The 14,909-nt window shown below is 73.3% G+C and carries 14 protein-coding genes; 10 read left to right on the top strand and 4 right to left on the bottom strand.

Annotation, left to right across the window (positions count from 1 at the left end; all coding sequences use genetic code 11):
- Positions 1-122 precede the first annotated feature (122 nt).
- Complete coding sequence (locus tag ACZ52R_RS01900) at positions 123-905, bottom strand: alpha/beta fold hydrolase (protein ID WP_465615302.1); 783 nt, start codon at positions 903-905, stop codon at positions 123-125.
- Between the two features lie 321 nt (positions 906-1,226).
- On the opposite strand from ACZ52R_RS01900, the gene ACZ52R_RS01895 reads away from it, so the two are divergent.
- Positions 1,227-1,706: a hypothetical protein gene (locus tag ACZ52R_RS01895; protein WP_360496598.1), complete on the top strand. Its 480-nt coding sequence runs from the start codon at positions 1,227-1,229 to the stop codon at positions 1,704-1,706.
- Positions 1,707-2,224: 518 nt separating this feature from the next.
- Here ACZ52R_RS01895 and ACZ52R_RS01890 read toward each other — a convergent pair.
- Together ACZ52R_RS01890 and ACZ52R_RS01885 are read right to left on the bottom strand one after the other, a co-directional pair.
- Positions 2,225-2,872 carry a response regulator gene (locus tag ACZ52R_RS01890; protein WP_465622273.1) on the bottom strand — a complete coding sequence of 216 codons (648 nt, stop codon included), beginning with the start codon at positions 2,870-2,872 and terminating at the stop codon, positions 2,225-2,227.
- Positions 2,873-2,889: 17 nt separating this feature from the next.
- Complete coding sequence (locus tag ACZ52R_RS01885) at positions 2,890-4,230, bottom strand: sensor histidine kinase (RefSeq protein WP_465752499.1); 1,341 nt, start codon at positions 4,228-4,230, stop codon at positions 2,890-2,892.
- A 332-nt stretch (positions 4,231-4,562) separates the two neighbouring features.
- Here ACZ52R_RS01885 and ACZ52R_RS01880 point away from each other — a divergent pair, with 332 nt between their 5' ends.
- The 7 genes from ACZ52R_RS01880 (at position 4,563) to ACZ52R_RS01850 (ending at position 11,179) form a co-directional block, all read left to right on the top strand.
- On the top strand, positions 4,563-5,123 hold the full coding sequence (locus tag ACZ52R_RS01880; protein WP_465622275.1) for a GlcG/HbpS family heme-binding protein: 561 nt from the start codon (positions 4,563-4,565) through the stop codon (positions 5,121-5,123).
- A 205-nt stretch (positions 5,124-5,328) separates the two neighbouring features.
- Complete coding sequence (locus ACZ52R_RS01875; RefSeq protein ID WP_360496589.1) at positions 5,329-5,754, top strand: YunG family protein; 426 nt, start codon at positions 5,329-5,331, stop codon at positions 5,752-5,754.
- A gap of 91 nt (positions 5,755-5,845) precedes the next feature.
- The gene (locus ACZ52R_RS01870; protein ID WP_465622276.1) at positions 5,846-6,730 is read left to right on the top strand and encodes an NAD(P)-dependent oxidoreductase; all 885 of its coding nucleotides are present in this window, start codon (positions 5,846-5,848) and stop codon (positions 6,728-6,730) included.
- Between the two features lie 98 nt (positions 6,731-6,828).
- Positions 6,829-7,431: a flavodoxin family protein gene (locus ACZ52R_RS01865; protein ID WP_465752497.1), complete on the top strand. Its 603-nt coding sequence runs from the start codon at positions 6,829-6,831 to the stop codon at positions 7,429-7,431.
- Positions 7,432-7,797: 366 nt separating this feature from the next.
- Positions 7,798-8,922 (top strand): LPXTG cell wall anchor domain-containing protein, encoded by a 1,125-nt coding sequence (locus ACZ52R_RS01860; RefSeq protein ID WP_465622279.1) that lies wholly within the window; start codon positions 7,798-7,800, stop codon positions 8,920-8,922.
- Between the two features lie 138 nt (positions 8,923-9,060).
- Positions 9,061-10,287, top strand: a complete 1,227-nt coding sequence (locus ACZ52R_RS01855) for a hypothetical protein (RefSeq protein WP_396287920.1) — start codon at positions 9,061-9,063, stop codon at positions 10,285-10,287.
- A gap of 118 nt (positions 10,288-10,405) precedes the next feature.
- A complete protein-coding gene (locus ACZ52R_RS01850; RefSeq protein WP_465622281.1) occupies positions 10,406-11,179 on the top strand; it encodes a MerR family transcriptional regulator in 774 nt (257 codons plus the stop codon).
- 62 nt (positions 11,180-11,241) lie between these two features.
- On the opposite strand, the gene ACZ52R_RS01845 is transcribed toward ACZ52R_RS01850, so the two are convergent.
- Complete coding sequence (locus tag ACZ52R_RS01845; RefSeq protein WP_465752567.1) at positions 11,242-12,219, bottom strand: helix-turn-helix domain-containing protein; 978 nt, start codon at positions 12,217-12,219, stop codon at positions 11,242-11,244.
- Positions 12,220-12,567: 348 nt separating this feature from the next.
- Between ACZ52R_RS01845 and ACZ52R_RS01840 the strand changes: the two genes are divergently transcribed.
- Both ACZ52R_RS01840 and ACZ52R_RS01835 read left to right on the top strand, forming a co-directional pair.
- Positions 12,568-13,245: an RNA polymerase sigma factor gene (locus ACZ52R_RS01840; protein WP_465622283.1), complete on the top strand. Its 678-nt coding sequence runs from the start codon at positions 12,568-12,570 to the stop codon at positions 13,243-13,245.
- Entirely contained in the window at positions 13,242-14,699 is a 1,458-nt protein-coding gene (locus ACZ52R_RS01835) for a hypothetical protein (RefSeq protein WP_465661504.1), read from the top strand. The genes ACZ52R_RS01840 and ACZ52R_RS01835 overlap by 4 nt, the downstream gene beginning before the upstream one ends.
- Positions 14,700-14,909 lie beyond the last annotated feature (210 nt).

The following is a 14,909-nucleotide window of genomic DNA, read 5'->3' as shown; positions in this document are numbered from 1 at the left end:
CGCGGTAATCGGCCTTTTTGAACAGGGACTTGTTACCCGGGCGGCGGTGTGCTCCGACTCCCCCTTCCGCCGCCCGTCGCCGGGTCACCGTTCCCCGGTGCCGATGGCCCGCCGCCCGCCGCTCATGCGGCGTCGAGGAACTCCCGGACGGTCCTGGTGAACGCCTCGGTCTCCTCGGCGAGCACGATGTGGCCGGTGTCGAACTCGGCGTAGACGCTGCCCGGGAGGGCGGCGTGCAGGCGCCGCGCGTTGCGCACCGGGACGGTGGCGTCCTGGGTGCAGCCGATCACCAGGGCCGGGGCCTGGACGTGGGGCAGCAGTGGGGTGAGGTCCAGGCTGAGGTCGAGGGCAATGTGCCGCAGGGTGCCGGGAGTTGGCTGCATGTAGGCGGTGTTGGCCTCGACGGCGGCTCGGCCGATCCGGTCGAGGAAGCCGCCGCTGAAGGCGGTGAGGGTGGCGTAGCCGCCGAAGGCGCCGGGGTGGTCGGCGAGTGACAGCCAGGTGGCCATGGACAGGCGCAGGTACTCGTCCTGTTCGGCGCTGATCCAGCCGGCGGCGGCGACCAGGCGGCGGACCTGGTCGGGGCGCCGGGCGGCGGCCGCGGTGGCGACGACGGCGCCGAGCGAGAAGCCGAAGACGTCGGCGGGGCCGCGGTCGGCGTCGTCGATCACGGCGTTGACCTGGGTGGCGAGGGTCTCCAGGGTGAGCGGGGAGCCGTCATCCTCGGCGGCCTCGCTGCCGGAGAGGTCGGGCAGCAGCACGGTGTAGCGGTCGGTGAAGGAGTCCAGCAGGCCGTCCCACATGCCGGATCCGGGGCCGGTGCCGTGGACCAGGACGAGGGTGTCGGGGCCGTCGCCGACGACGCGGTAGGGGATGCGGGCGGTGCCGACGGTGATGGTGGGCATGGCGGGAGTCCTTTCGTGGACGGTGGTGCCGCCGGGCTGTTCCCGTTGGCGGCACGAGAAGTAAACTACACAGTGCAGAGCAGTGATTCAACTGCACCGTGCAGTGCAATTCGAAAGGTGTGGGGATGGTGGGGATGGAACTGCCCGTACCCGTCCACCGTCCAAGCAGTGACGGAATCCCAGCCCGGGTTGATCGCCGGGAGGAGTACGGAGGGCCCTGTGCAGTCAGGTGGTGCCGAACTCAACGTCGGATGCCCGGGCGGCTGCCCCGATGGTGCGCCGGCCGTGCCCGCCTGGCGGTGGTCGAGGCCGGAACCAGGTGTGACGGCCGATCAACTCGATGCCGCAGAGCGCTGCGAGACGCTGCTTCAGGACACCCTGGACGCCATCGACCCGATGCCCGCCTGGCAGGAGGCGGCGCCCCGGTCGGGCGCGCGGTTGCCCCGGCCGGGGCGCGAGTCGGCGGTGCGCTGGTACGTCACCCGGGGGCGCGACATCCTCACCGTCGTCTCGCTGCCCCGGCGGGCGGCGCTGGTGGACGCAGTGGAACGGCACTGGCGGCGGCGCGGCTGGACGATCACCTCGCTGAACACCGACTGGGACCGCCCCGGGGTGGCCGCGACCACCCGGGACGGCTACCGACTGGCGCTCCGCTTCGGGGAGTCGGGCGAGGCCGGGCTGACTGCGAGCTCGCCCGGGGTGGCCCGCTCGGAGCGGCTCCCGGTGCTGTCCGGGGGTGGTGGCCCAAGCTCGGCGCCACTGCCGTACGTGTGTTGCCCGTACTGGAGCGCGCTGGCGTAGTCGAAGGCCGAGAGGGACCGGGGGAGGCGTGGAGCGAGTCCCCCCGGACTCGCTCCACGCCGCCTCGTCGCGCGGCCTCGGCGCGGCCGCTCCCCCCGACACCCCGGCAGCCTCGCCGCCCCCCTGGCCACACCCTCCGGCGAGAGCGGTCCGCACAGGCCCCGGCGAGTCCCCACCCCCGGGGACGTCGTTGATCTCACGCTAACAAACCGCGTGGTTGGTTTGTCAATAGTGGAATACACGAAACATCCACATTGTGATGACCGGCTCAGACCGGCCCGAAAGGCTTCGGACCAGGCAGTTGTAGGCCGGTCGGCGTGCCCGGCCGCAGGGCGGCGCACACCGGAACGAGCCGCGCACCGTGGACGCGATGGCTGGAATCCGACATTCCGAGCATCATGGCAGCACGCAGTGACACCGCGCGAGCGCCCAGCGCAGCCGCCGGGCGGTCGGGGTCTCGGGGTGCTCGGGATGGTTCGGAGTCGGAGACCGGAGACCGGACGAAGGGCCCGGCCGGCTCAGCGCAGCAGCCGGCGCTCCTTGGCCACCGCGACCGCGCCCGCCCGGGTGTCCACGCCCAACTTGTCGTAGATCCGCCCGAGATGCGTTTTCACCGTGGCCTCACTGATGAACAGCGCCCGCGCGATCTCCCGGTTGCCCAGCCCCTGCGCCAGCTGTTCGAGAATGTCCAGCTCGCGCTCGGTGAGCTGCGGCGCGGGCGCCCGCATCTGCGCCATCACCCGGGAGGCGACCGGCGGCGACAGCACCGTCCGGCCCTGCGCGGCCGCGTGCACGGCGGCGAACAGCTCCTCCGGCCGCTCGGCCTTCAACAGGTAGCCGGTGGCGCCGGCGCCGATCGCCCGGGTGATGTCGGCGTCGGTGTCGTACGTGGTGAGCACCAGGACGTGCGGCCCGCCCGGGGCGGCGGTGATCCGCCGGGTGGCCTCCACGCCGTCGATGCCGTCGCCGAGCTGGAGGTCCATCAGCACCACCTGAGGCACCAGCCGGGCGGCCAGCGCGACGGCCTCCTCCCCGGTGCTGGCCTCGCCGACCACCTCGATGTCGCCCGCGCTGGCGAGCAGTGCGAGCAGACCGGCCCGTACCACCGCGTGGTCGTCGCAGACCAACAGTCGGACGGGGGCGGTCCGGGCCGTAGCCGTACTCATGCGCCCACTTCGCTCGCTCATCGGTGCTCCAGGGGGATCGCGGCGGAAACGACGGTGCCCTCGCCGGGGGTGCTCTCCACGGTCAGCGTGCCACCCAACTGCCGGAGCCGGGCGCGCATCGCGGGCAGTCCGTACCCGCGGCCGCCCCCGGTGCCGACGGCCTGGGGGTCGAAGCCCAGCCCGTCGTCCGCGATGTCCAGGACGGCCTGGTCGCCGAGGAAGGACAGCGTGATCGCCGCGGCCGACGCCCCGGCGTGCTCGCGGACGTTGGCCAGCGCGCCCTGGGCGATCCGCAGCAGCGCGGACTGCGCGGCGGCGGGCAGCGGCACGGGCGTGCCGTCCAGGTGGAAGCGGACCGGCAGACCGCTCTCGGCGGACTCCCGTGCGGCCAGCGCCCGCAGCGCCCCGTCGAGCGTACGGCCGTCGGCGAGTTCGGCCGGCGCGAGGTCGTGGACGAAGCGGCGGGCCTCGGCCAGGTTCCGGGCGGCCACCTCGGCGGCGGTCCGGACGTGGGTGCGGGCGGTCGCCGGATCGGCCTCCCAGGTGCGGTCGGCGGCCTGCAGCAGCATCTGTTGGCTGGACAGGCCCTGCGCCAGGGTGTCGTGGATCTCCATCGCCAGCCGCTCGCGCTCGGCCAGGGTGCCCTCCCGCCGTTCGGTGGCGGCGAGTTCGCGCCGGGTGCGGACCAGGTCGGCGATCAGCGCGCGCTGCCGGGCGGCCTGCCGGGCCATGAAGAGGAAGACGCCGGTGGCCAGCGCGGCCACCGCGGGCGGCAGCAGGACGAGCGTGGCGTCCGCCCCGCCGGGCAGCCGGATCTCGGCGATCACCACCAGCAGGGTCAGGGTGCCCACCAGCGGGATCGCCGCCTTCGCGGGCAGCGCCCGCAGCGCGGTGTAGATCAGCGGGACGGCGCACCAGGCGAAGCTCGGCGCGAGCAGCACCAGCACCACCCAGAGCGTCACCACCAGCCCCAGCGACCACCGGCGGCGCCGGCCCGACGCGGTCGGACGGTGGTGGTCGAGCCAGGAGCCGGCCGGCTGGGCGACGGCCAGGGCGGCGCTCAGCCCGATCACCCAGGGGGCCTGGGCGTTGCCGGAGTGGTGGGTGAGGTAGCGGTTGAGCGAGGCGGCGAGCAGCACCACGAAGGCGGAGTCCAACAGCAGCGCCAGCCGGCCCGCGTCCGGGTCCCCGGCGTCGCGGCCGACCGCGCCGTGCGGGCCGTGCGATCCGACGGCGTCCGGACGGTCGGCGGCTCCGGTGTGATCGGTGCGACCGGTGCGACTGGCGTGACCGGTGCGCCCGGTGCGTCCGGTGCGCCCGGTGCCGTGCCGATCGGCGGAGGGGCGGGGCTGTGGCACGGGTGGCTCCTGGTCGAACGGGCGGCCAACGAGTGGCGCACGGGCGGCGGGTCCGCACTGACCTGCACCGATTCCTCGATGGTGACCCGTCCGGCCCGGTCCCGCATCAGCCGATCGGTTGACGCCGCCGTCCCCCATCATGCCCGGGCGCTCGCGCCGGTCCGTCGATGTGGCGGACCCGTCCCCGGACGCAGGATCGAAGCATGCCGCCGGGCAACCCCCTCGACCCGGCGGCTCCCCGATCCCCGCGCACCGTCCCCGATCCCCCGCACCACCCCTGATCCCCCCGCGTCACCTCGCACCACCCCGCAGACCCGTTGAGGAGCTGGACCATGAAGAAGACCTCCGCACGCACCCGGATGCTGACCGGCGCCGTCGCCGCCGCCGCGATCGCGGCCGCCACCGTGGGCGCCGTCTCGGCCAGCGCCGAGACCACCGAGACCCCGGCCGCCCCGGCCGCGGTGAAGGTCGACACGCAGAACAGGAACCTCGCCCAGAGCACCGGCCTGACCATCGACGCCGCCACCCGCGCCGCCCAGGCCGCCCTGGACGCGGCGACCAAGGCCGGCCAGCACGTGTCGGTCGCGGTCGTCGACCGGGACGGTGTCACCCGGGTGCTGCTGAAGGGTGACGGCGCCGGGCCGCAGGCCCCGGAGTCGGCCGAGCGCAAGGCCTACACGGCGGTCTCCTGGAACGCGCCGACCTCGGAGCTGGCCAAGCGGCTGGCCCAGGCCCCGAACCTCAAGGACATCCCCGGCACGCTGTTCCTGGCCGGCGGCGCCCCGGTGCAGTCGAAGGGCGCTCCGGTCGCGGCGATCGGTGTCGCGGGCGCGCCCAGCGGCGACCTGGACGAGCAGTTCGCGCAGGCCGGCGTCGCCGCGCTGGCGAAGTGACGCCTCCCCGCCACGCCACCACGCAGCCCCCTCACCCGGCGGCGAAGTGACGCCCTGGCCGGTCGGCCGTCCCGTGACGCGGGATGGACGGCCGGCCGGATTCCATGACTCGTTCGGGTGAACGCCGGGAGGGTCACCGCAGAACACGGGGTGACCCTTCGAAAAGCCGCTGCCGCTGTCAGTGCCGCGTGGCAGGCTTCCCGGTATGACGGCGTGGACCCTCAACGACATCGAACGTGCGATCCGCTCCTCCTGGGGTGTCGACACCTGTGCGCCCGAGGATCTGGCCCATTGGCGTCCCGACAATCCCGCCCGCGGCCAGTGCGGGGTGACGGCGATGGTGGTGCACGACCTGCTCGGCGGCGAGCTGATGATGGGCGAGGTGTACATCGACGGGGTCCGGACGGACCTCCACTGGTGGAACCGCTTCGCCACCGGCTTCGAGATCGACCTCACCCGCGAGCAGTTCGGGCCGGACGAACTGGTCGGCCCCGGCCGCCCGGTCGCCCGCCCGGCCCGTCCCGGCCGGCTGCAGGCCCAGTACGAGCTGCTGCGCGGCCGGGTGATCGCCGAGTTGGAGCGCGGGGCCGCCGCGCACCGCACCCGGATGCCCGCGCGCGCCTGCGCATGAGCACCCTGGCCACCGTGAACAGTCCGGCCCGATCGGTCCCCTGACGTACAGTCGGCGGCAGGTGAGCGGCAACGGCGACGGGAGTGCGCGGATGACCAGGGCGACAGTCGGCTTCGTGGGGCTGGGTGCGATGGGCCGGGGCATGGCCGGCAGCCTGCTGCGGGCCGGTCACGCCGTACGGGTCTGGAACCGCTCGCCCGAGCCGGTGGCCGCCCTGGTGGCCGAGGGCGCGCAGGCGGCCGGTTCGCTCGCGGAGGTGTTCGCCGCCGACACGGTGGTCTCCATGCTCGCCAACGACGACGCGGTCGAGCGCCTGCTGCTCGACCCCGCCCTGCTGGCCGGCGCCGCGGCGACCCTGCACGTCAACATGGCCACCGTCTCGCTGGCGCTCGCCGAGCGGGCCGAGGCACTGCACGCCGAGCACGGCATCGGCTACGTCGCCGCGCCCGTGCTCGGCCGGCCGCCGGTCGCGGCGGAGGGCCGGCTGAACATCCTGGCCGCCGGCGCCGCCGATCTGCTGGCCAGGGCCGAACCGCTGTTCACTGCGATGGGGCAGCGCACCTGGTACTTCGGCGAGAGCCCCCGGCAGGCCAACACCGCCAAGATCAGTACCAACTTCCTGCTGGCCTGCGCGATCGAGTCGATGGCCGAGGCGTGCAGCCTGGCCGATGCCAACGGGGTCCGGCCGACCGACCTGGTCGAGATGCTCACCGGCACGCTGTTCCCCGGACCGGTCTACTCCGGTTACGGCGCGATGGTGGCCGAGCGCCGCTACGAACCGGCCGGCTTCCGGCTGCCGCTCGGGCTCAAGGACGTCGGCCTCGCGCTGGACGCGGGGGCCGCGCGCCATGTGCCGCTGCCGTTCGGCAGCGTCCTGCGGGACGCCTTCCTGGACGCCCTGGCCCATGGCGACGGGGACAAGGACTGGGCCGCGGTGGCCGCCGTCGCCCGCCGCCGGGCCGGGCTGCCGGACTGACCGGCGACCGGGGCGCGGGCGCGGGCGCGGGCGCGGAATAACCGGCGCGCGGCGGCTGCTCGCACCTCCGTCCGCAGCACCTGACCGGGGGAGTTCCGATGTCCGACCAGCCGGCCACCCAGCCGTCCGAGCAGCCGTCCGGCGCCGAGGCGTCGCGCCGTTTCCTGTTCCTCGACGCCGGCGCCCGCGTCGACGGCAACTCCGCTCGACTCGCCCGGCTGGCCGTCGAGTCGAGCCTGCCGGTCGGGGCGGAGCAGCGCTGGCTGCGGTTGAGCGAGCATCCGCTGCCGCCCTTCCAGGACCTGCGGCACACCGGCGACGGCCGCTACCCCGAGCCGGTCGGCCACGAGCGGACCCTGCTGGACGCCACCCTGGCGGCCACCGACCTGGTCTTCGTCGCGCCGCTGTACTGGTACACGCTGCCGACCAGCGCCAAGCTCTACCTCGACCACTGGGCGGGCTGGCTCCGGGTGCCCGGGCTGGACTTCCGCGCCCGGATGGGCGGCGCCACCCTGTGGGGCGTCACCGCCCTCAGCGGCTCCGACGACACGGCCGAGCCGCTGATCGGCACGCTCCGGCTGACCGCCGAGTACATGCGGATGCGCTGGGGCGGCGTGCTGCTCGGCAACGGCACCCGCCCGGGCGACGTGCTGCGCGACGAGCGGGCGCTGATCGCGGCCAAGTCCTTCTTCTCCGACTGACGCCCGCCGACTGACGCCCGCCGACTGACGCCCGCCGCCTGACGCCTGACGCCTGACGCCTGCCGCCTGACGCCCGCCGACTGACGGCGGTCCGTGCCGTTTCGCCCGGGGTGCGGTACGGTCCGCCGGGCGTGTACCCGTCACTTCCGGTCATCACTTGGCAAAGCACAAAAGCCTTGTACATGGACGGGGTTGGGCGAACCGGGCGCCTCGTTTCCAAGTCTCGGTCACAGTGCGGCACCCGCCTTCCGGACCGGCCCGGTCGTTCGGTACTCTCCGTCGCACTTTCAGCTTCGCGGGGGGACGCGGCGTCTGCGGCCGCCCCTCGCGCCCGGGCCTCGCCCGGAAACGTCCGTGAGGTCTCCCTTGTCCATACGTCGCAGTCTTGCCCTCGCCGGTGCCGCCGCGCTCGCGTCCTCGCTCGTGCTGGCCGGCGCCCAGGGCGCCATGGCCGTCGGCACCACCGGCTCCCCGTCCGCCGCCGCGTCGGCCGAGAAGGCGGGGCACCAGAGCCTCGACCTCTCGGTGCGCGGTGTGCCCGGCACCTTCATTGCCGGTGACGAGGCCCGCGAGTTCACCTACCGGATCGACAACTCGACGAAGACCGACTTCGTCGCCTACCCGCTGCTGAAGTTCAAGAACAAGGCGGGCTCGCTCAAGGCGAAGGACCTCAAGCTCGAGTACCAGCTGCCGGCCTCGCTCCCCGGCGGCGGCACCTGGAAGACCGCCGTCGTCGCCCCCGGTGGCGGCGACGGCGACGACAGCGCCGTGCTGATGTTCCTCGGCGGCGTCACGGACAGCGGCGACGCCGCCGACGGTGCGCTGCTCTACCTCGCCCAGGGCAAGAGCATCGACATCAAGGTCCGCGCCTCCTTCACCAAGGACGCCCCGCTGGGCAAGGCCGGTGTCGTGCCGGTGGTCTACTCCGCCGACGCCAACGACGAGAACGACCACGGAAGCTTCAGCTGCGACGGGATCAAGGGCGCCGGCTTCACCATCAAGGCCGGCGGCGGCAAGCCCAGCCCGACCCCCACCCCGACCAAGACCGGCAAGCCGAGCCCCACCGCGAGCGGCTCGCCGACGGCCACCCACACCTCCACCGCGTCGCCGACCGCCACGGCCACGTCGACGCCCACCACGGAGCCGACGACGCCGGCGACGCCGACGACGACGCCCACCAGCGCCTCGCCGTCCGCCTCGCCGTCCGACTCCGGCGCGACCACCCCTCCGGCCCCGTCCGGCGGCAGCAGCAGTGACGCCCCGCAGCCGATCGACTTCCCGGTGCAGCCCCCGAACGTCACCCCGCCGAAGATCACCCCGGGCGGCGTCAGCAAGGCCAAGACCTCCGCCGCCAACGCGGACAAGTCCCTGGCCCAGACCGGTGGCGGCGACGACACCACCGCGATCGCGGCCGTCGGCGGTGCCGTCCTGGTGGCCGGTGTCGGCACCCTCGTGGTGCTGCGCCGCCGCAAGTCGGGCCAGCACAGCTGACCAGGGGGAACCGTTTCCCGGGTACTCCCGTGCCGCCCGCGCCGTCCATCGGACGGCCCCGCGGGCGGCACGGGCGGTACACCTCCGTCACATAGGATGTCCGGCCGGAGGGGGGCGGAACCGGCGGGGAGAGGACAGGTGCGGGAAGCACGCACGGCACGGACCAGCACGGATTACGAGGCGGCGACCGGGCGCATAGCCGGATCGCCGCTCCGCAGGCACCACGTCCTGCTGGTCGCTTGGACGGCGCTCTGGTTCTTCCTGGTCGAGCCGAGCGGCGGCTTCTCCTGGCACTATCTGCGCCAGGGTGAGCAGCTGCTCTTCAGCGGCCAGGCAGACGGCGGTCTGTCGCTCTACGCCCGCCATCCGGAGCTGCAGATCGGCCCGGTCAGCCTGGCCGCGGCCCGGCTCACCGCCCCGTTCTCCCCGCACACCGGCCAACTGGTCGCCGAGGCGGCGAGCGCCGCGCTCGGCCTGGTGATGCTGGTCGTGGTCGGCCGCACGGCCGCCTTCTACTACCTGGGCACCGGCACCAACCACCGCCGGCTCCAGCAGCGCCTGCTGATCGCCGGACTGGCCTTCATCCCGATGTGGGTCGAGGTGTCGGTCCGCTTCGCGCACCTGGACGACGTCCTCGCGCTGTTCTTCACCACCCTCGCCGCGCACGCCCTGGCCCGCGGCAAACCCACCCAGGTCGCGATCTTCCTCGCGTTGGCGGTGGACTCCAAGCCCTGGGCGATCGCCTTCGCCCCGCTGATCCTGGCGCTGCCCCGGCCCACCTGGCTGCGCACCGCGCTCTGGTTCGCCGCCCTGGTGGCGATCGCCTGGTTGCCGTTCTACCTGGGCAACCTGGACACCATGGCGGCGGCCAAGTTCACCATCCCCAACCAGCCCGCCTCGGCGCTGCGCTGGTTCGGGGTGACCGATCCGGCCACCCCCTGGTGGGACCGCCCGACCCAGTTCGCGCTCGGCCTCGGCCTCGGCAGCATCGCGGTGTGGCGCGGCCGCTGGCCGGCCGTGGTGCTGCTCGGCGCGGACGCCCGGATCCTGCTCGACCCGAGCGTCTACACCTACTACACGGCCTCGATCCTGCTCGGCACCCTGCTCTGGGACGCGGTAGGACAGAAGCGGCTCGTTCCGTGGTGGAGCTGGATCGCGCTGGGCGCGCTGTACGGCGGCACGCTGCTCCTCCCGTCCGACTCGGCCCGCGGCTTCGTCCGGCTCGCCTTCGTGGTGGTCTCCGCCGCGTACGTGCTGCTCTGGCCCACCCAGCAGCCCCGCCGGCCGCGGGCCACCGGCCAGGGCGACGGCGGACGCCGGGCGGCCCGGCGGCGCGAGCGGGAGCTGGTCGGCGCCGACGCCTGAGAAGGCGGCTTGAGAAGGCGGCTCGGGAAAGCCGCTCGGAAAGCCGCTCGGGAAAGCGGCTTGACCCTCACGTGACGTGAGAGCCGAGGGTAGTGGTCAGCACCAGGGAGGAACCCCGATGACCAGTGAGGGCTACTCGGTCGGCGCCGTGGCGAAGATCGCCAAGGTGACCGTCCGCACGCTGCACCACTACGACGAGATCGGCCTGCTGTCCCCCGCCGGCCGTACCCGCTCCGGGTACCGCCGGTACGTGGACGCCGACCTCGACCGGCTGCAGCAGATCCTCTTCTACCGCGAACTCGGCTTCCCCCTGGAGGAAATCGCGGCGATCCTGGACGACCACTCGGTCAGTCCGAGCGAACACCTCCGGCGGCAGCACCGACTGCTGAGCGACCGGATCAGGCACCTCCAGGACCTCGCCAGCGCCGTCGAACACGCCATGGAGGCACGGAGAATGGGCATTCAGCTGACCCCGGAGGAGAAGTTCGAGATCTTCGGCGAGGGCTACCAGGAGGAGTGGGAGCAGGAGGCCGAGCAGCGCTGGGGCGACACCGAGGCCTGGGCCGAGTCCCAGCGCCGCACCGGCGCCTACTCCAAGGCCGACTGGGAGCGGATCCAGGCCGAGATGGCCGAGCTCAACACCCGCCTGGTCGAGGCGCTCACCGCCGGCGAGCCCGCCGACGGCGCACCGGCCATGGACCTCGCCGAGGCGCACCGGCAGCACATCTGCCAGAACTTCTACGACTGCACGTTCACCATCCACCGCGGACTGGCCGGCCTGTACGTCTCCGACCCGCGCTGGACGGACACCTACGAGAACCTCGCCCCGGGCCTGGCGCAGTGGCTGCACGACGCCATCCTCGCCAACGCCGACCGGCGCGAGAACGCCTGAGCGGATCCGAGCCCGAGCAGGCCCGAACGGGCCTGAGCGGAACGGGCCGGGGCGCGGGCGGGCTACGCCACCCCGCGCCCGAAGGAGCGCCGGTAGGCGGTCGGCGAGGTGCGCATCACCCGGCCGAAGTGGTGGCGGAAGGTCGCGGAGCTCTCGAAGCCGACCGCCGCGGCGATCTCCTCCACCGTCCCGTCCGGTGACTCCAGCAGTGCCAGACTGGCCGCGATGCGCTGGGTGACGACCCAGCGCATCGGGCTGGTCCCGTTGCGGGCGGTGAAGTGCCGCAGGTACGAGCGGTCCGACATCCGGGCGGCACGGGCCAGCACCGGGACGGTCAGCGGGGACGACAGGTGGTCCAGCGCCCACTGCATGCTGCGGACGATCCCGTCGTCCTCCTCCTCGACCGGGCGGACCGCCGCCTCGATGAACTGGGCCTGCCCGCCGTCCCGGTGCGGTGCCACCACGAAGCGGCGGGCCACGGTGTTGGCCACCTTGGCGCCGTGGTCCCGGCGGACCAGGTGCAGGCAGAGGTCGATGCCGGCCGCGCTGCCCGCGCTGGTGAGCACGTCCCCGTTGTCCACGTACAGCACGTCCGGGTTGACCCGCACCGCCGGGTGGCGCTGCTGCAGCAGCTCGGCGTACCGCCAGTGGGTGGTCGCCTCCCGGCCGTCCAGCAGCCCGGCGGCGGCCAGCGCGAAGGCGCCCGAGCAGATCGACACGATCCGGGCGCCGCGCTCGTGCGCCGTGCGCAGCGCCTCGACCAGTCCGGGGGAGACTTCGCCGCTGAAGGCGTTCGGCACCCCGGGGACCACCACGGTGTCGGCCGCCGCCAGCTCGTCCAGCCCGTGCGGGGCGGTCAGGGTGAAGCCGCCCACCGCGTCCAGCGCCGTCCCGGGCCGGTCGGCGCACACCTTCAGCCCGTACCAGGGCGTCGCCAGCAGCCCGCTCAGCTCGGGCCGGGCCAGCCCGAACACCTCGACCACGACGCCCAGTTCGAACGGCGCCATGCCCTCGAAGGCGTACACCGCGACATCGTGCACGGGCTCCGGCCGCCGGCCGATGGCGACGGCCACCGGTCGCGGCCGAGGCGCGGTCGTCGTACCCGCGGCTGTCGTACCCGCGCCGACCGGGCCCTCGTCGTTCTGCTCGGTCATGCGAACCCCCTGCTCACGGGTGGCGGAATGCCGGTGAGTGTAGCCGTCCCGGCCACCTCGGAAATTTCTTCGAACCCACCTGCAACCTCCACCTCCCTCGCACGTCCATAGGTACGGGGCGGAGGGAACCGGGCCGAGGGCGGCTGAGAGGATCCCCCCGATCACGATCTTGATCAGGTGGACCTGACGGTCCGGCAACCGCCGTCACCGTCCCGGGGGAAAGCGGAAACGCACATGTCCATGGCCATCGGGCCGACCGTCGCGCCGGCAGGGGCGCGCGGCTTCACCATCCGTGGGGTGATCGCCGCGCTGTTCGGCGCGCAGGAGGCGGGCGAGCCGCTCGCCGGCACCGTCACCGAGCAGGAGGCGAAGCAGCGCCGCTCCGGTTTCCGGCTGCTGCGCGGCGGACGCAAGCCGGCCGAGGACCGGCCCACCCTGACCGACCTGTACCACGCCCACCGGCTCGGCCTGGTCCGGATGGCCGTGCTGCTGGTCGACCACCAGGACCTGGCCGAGGACGTCGTCCAGGAGGCCTTCACCCAGCTCTACCAGCGGCACGGCGAGCAGCTGGACGACCTCGACAACGCCCTCGGCTACCTGCGGACGGCCGTGGTCAACGGCGCCCGCTCGATGCTGCGCCGCCGCAAGACCGCCCGCGAGTACGTCCCGCCGCACGAGCCCGACGCCGCGTCGGCGGAGGACCACGCGGTGCTCAACGACGAGCACCGGCGGGTTCTGGTGGCGATGCAGGAGTTGACTCCCCGCCAGCGCGAGGTGCTGGTGCTGCGCTACTGGTCCGACATGTCGGAGGCGCAGATAGCCGAGACCCTGGGGCTGTCCCGGGGCGCCGTGAAGTCCACGGCCAGTCGCGCCCTGGACGCCTTGGAAAAGCACCTGGAGAAGGTTCGATGACCGACAAGTTCCCCCGCCGTAGCGGTGGCGACGGCGACGAGCCGGCCGAAACCCCGACGGAACGGCTGCTCCGCGAGGCGATGGGCGCGCGCGCCTCCCTGGTCACGGCGCACAGCCTGCGCCCGGCCGCGCCCCCGAAGCACCGGATCCGCCGGCTGCGCCCGGTGTACGCCGTCACCGTCCCGCTCGGCCTGGCCGCCGCGATGGCGCTCGGCGTGCTCACCTTCCACGGCGAGCCGGTCGCCCACGACCAGGTCCCGCCGCCCCCGGCCGCCACCGTGACCTCCTCGAGCCCGACCCCCGAGCCGACCACCCCCAGCCCGTCGGCCACCCCCACCGACACCGGAACCCCGACCGGCGACCCCGAGACCGGGGTCCCCCTCGCCGACGGCACCCCGTCCTCCTCCGCGTCGGCCACCAACACCACACCCCCGGTGGGCCCGTCGACGCCGTACACGTTCCGGGGCGTGAAGTTCAAGGTCCCGGCGGGCTGGAAGACGGTGCAGGTCGCACCGAACCGGGTCTGCGTCCTGAGCCCGGGCACGCCGACCGAGTTGCCGCAGGGTTGGTCGCAGGACCTCTGCGACCCGTACGGCGTCACAGTCACGGCCTTCAACACCCAGGACGAGATCGACGTGGGCGGCTGGCCCACGATGGCCGACCTGGACAGCAAAACGGGTTGGACCACCCAGCCGTACTGCCCGCTCTGGGACAACCCGCACGTGCCCACGGGCGAATCGATCAACAGCATCGGTCCGACGAAGAGCGCTCCCACCGTCTCCGGCCGCGCGGCCGTCAAGTCGCAGTGGCAGGCGACCTGCGGCAAGTCCTCCTTCACGGCGCAGGCCTGGGCCCTGCCCAAGGATCAGGTCTTCGTCTCGGCGGTCGGCCTCAAGAGCGACTACCAGGCCGGTCTGCAGTCGATCGTCAACAGCCTGGACGTCAGCGGCCACAAGGCGCCGGGGGCAGCGTCGTCGGCGCCGTCGGCGGACCCGGTGAACAGCAGCACCGTCGCCGTCACGCAGTCCGGCTTCCTCCCGGGGGGGATGGTGTCCGCCAAGGACAGGCCGGTGACCTTCTCGGTGACGTACCGGAACACCAGCACCTCCAACTTGCCGGCGGTCCAGCCGCTGGTCTTCACCGACTCCTACCCGGGGACTCCGGACGGCATGATCCCGATGAACGCCGGCAAGCTGGAGCGTCAGGACGGCGGCACCTGGACCCAGTTGAGCATGTCGCCCGGAGGCGGTATGGACTACGCGATGGGCGGCAAGCCAGCCACCTTCCCCCTGGCGCCGGGCGCGAGCCACACGGTGACGTACCGGCTGACCATCGACCCCGCCGACGGGCCGGGAATCATACCGGTACGGATGCAGGCGACGCTGCCGTACGACGGCAGCGGCCCGCTGACCGTGATCGGTGAGGCGATCATCCGGGAGAATGTCGTGAAGTAGCCGATCGCAGGCCGCCTCCGAGGCGCCGTGACCAGGAAATCCCCTGGTCGCGGCGCCTTTCGGCGTTCCGGGGCGAGTTCTCGGAAAAACTTTTGAACCCACCTGCAACCTCCCGGGGGGATGCACGTCTATCAGGGTGAGAGGCGGGGAGAGCGAGCCGGCGGGGCCGGGGCTCGGGCCGGCTCCTCCGGGACGCGAACGAGGCGTCCG

Source organism: Kitasatospora sp. NPDC034023 (assembly GCF_055575795.1).
This window is presented reverse-complemented; position numbering and strand designations above follow the sequence as displayed.